Origin of the sequence: Streptomyces sp. NPDC020681 (assembly GCF_044334895.1) — a bacterium.
Classification (GTDB): domain Bacteria; phylum Actinomycetota; class Actinomycetes; order Streptomycetales; family Streptomycetaceae; genus Streptomyces.
This window is the reverse complement of the sequence record NZ_JBIRTX010000068.1, coordinates 1-1,912: the sequence shown is the minus strand read 5'-3', so window position 1 is coordinate 1,912 and position 1,912 is coordinate 1. Positions and strand designations below refer to the sequence as shown.

The 1,912-nt window shown below is 64.7% G+C and carries 2 protein-coding genes; one reads left to right on the top strand and one right to left on the bottom strand.

Features of this window, described 5'->3' with window-relative positions; all coding sequences use genetic code 11:
• The coding region (locus tag ACH4YL_RS40695) for an aldolase/citrate lyase family protein (protein WP_398512583.1) at positions 1–315 on the top strand (315 nt) is incomplete at its 5' end.
• A 387-nt stretch (positions 316–702) separates the two neighbouring features.
• Here ACH4YL_RS40695 and ACH4YL_RS40690 read toward each other — a convergent pair.
• Entirely contained in the window at positions 703–1,737 is a 1,035-nt protein-coding gene (locus ACH4YL_RS40690; protein ID WP_398512582.1) for an IS110 family transposase, read from the bottom strand.
• Positions 1,738–1,912 lie beyond the last annotated feature (175 nt).

The following is a 1,912-nucleotide window of genomic DNA, read 5'->3' as shown; positions in this document are numbered from 1 at the left end:
ACACAGGAAGCGCTCCACAATCTGGAGGCGATCGCCGCCATCGATGGCGTCGACGGCGTCTTCATCGGCCCGGCCGATCTGGCAGCCAGCCTTGGCCATGTTGGCGAGCCTGGCCATGCCAGGGTCAAGGCGTTGATCGAAGACGCGATCGGCCGGATCAAAGCCTGCGGCAAGCCTGCTGGCATCCTGACGCCTGACAACGACTTCGCTGCGCGATGCATCGAACTGGGCACATTGTTTACCGCCGTGGGCGTCGACGCCGCGATGCTCGTGAAGGCAAGCGAGACGCTGGCGCGACAGTTCAGGCGCGGGTGAAACTTAAGCACCGTCTAAGCATTTCAGTTCGGACAAGAATGCGTCGGCTACCGAGTTAGTAGACGGCCGTCTGGCGGTCGCCGTGTGTCAAAGTTGCCCAGCACGGTCAATGTCTTGTGTGGATGGCTCCCGCGTTGCAAGGGGGTCTGTGACGGTCTGGCGTGCTGGTCGGGTGCAGTCTTGTGTCCGGCCTGTTCGCGCGGTCATCGACCGCTGGCCCTGATGGTTTCCGCGGATAAGGTCCCATTCTGCTTTGCGGGCTTTGACGCCCTCGACATTCGGCGGGTTGTCCTCATCCCCAGTCTGACCGGTGCGCCATCATCTCACATGGTCCTCGCAACCTCCTTCGCGCGGGTCGCGCGCTGATTGGACGGCTGATTCTGATTCTCAGGCTGCGGCCGAGCCGAGCACCGGCATGCGGTAAATCTCGCCTCGAACCATGATGGCCCAGATCGCCCGTGCTGCCCGGTTCGCCAGGGCGACGGTGACGAGCCGGATCGGCTTGCGGGCGAGCAGCGCGTTTACACGAGGATCCGCTGCATCGGGGTGATACTTGTTGCGTCTGACGAGCGACGTCATGCCAGTGACCAGAAGGCGCCTCAGATATTGATCGCCCATTTTGGAGATGCGACCGAGGCGCTCCTTGCCGCCGCTGGAGTTGTTGAGCGGCGTCAGTCCCAGCCAGGCCGCGAACTGGCGCCCGGAGCGGAATTGGGTCGGGTCCGTGACGGTGGCCGCCAACGCGCTCGCTCCGAGCAGGCCCACGCCGGGCACGGTGGCAATGCGCCGCGCGAGATCGTTCGATCGGTACCAGGCCAGCAAGTCTCGTTCGAGCTGGCGGATGCGGTCCTGAGCCTCGATCGCTTGCTCGGCCAGGGCGCCGATCACCTTGGCGGCGAGATCGGGAACCTCGTGCGCCCCGCCGGCCACAGCGCGTCGCACGAAGGCCAGGGCGTGGGTGATGCCCTTCGGGATATCGATGCCGAACTCGGCCAGGAGCCCACGGATCATGTTGATGAGTTGCGTACGCTGACGAACGAGGAGGTCGCGGGTCCGATGAAGGGCCAGCGCGGCCTGCTGCTCGACCGACTTGATCGGGACGAAGCGCATGGTCGGGCGCGTGACCGCCTCGCAGGTCGCCTCCGCATCAGCGGCGTCGGTCTTGCCCCGCTTCACGTATGGCTTGACGTAGGCCGGCGGCATCAATCGCACAGTATGACCCAGAGCGGTCAGCTCGCGCGCCCAGTGATGGCTTGTGCCGCAGGCCTCCATGCCGACCAGGCAGGGCGCAAGCTTGCGGAAGAAGGGTATGACCTGAGCTCGCCTCAGCGCTCGTCGGGCGAGGACCTCTCCTGTTCCGCTGATAGCGTGCACCTGGAAGACATTCTTGGCCAAGTCGATGCCGACAGTCGTGATCTCCATCGTGGTCGCTCCAAGCTGGTGCTGCGTGACAGCACCACTGTGGCGCCGCAGCGCCGGGAGCGGGAGCCATCCACCCCATCTGCTTTCCGGCATGAAGCCAGAGTCTGCTGCTGGCGCTCCTCAGCCTCGCGACGACAGGCTTGAAACTCTGCCCCGTACCAACAATCAGTCCGGG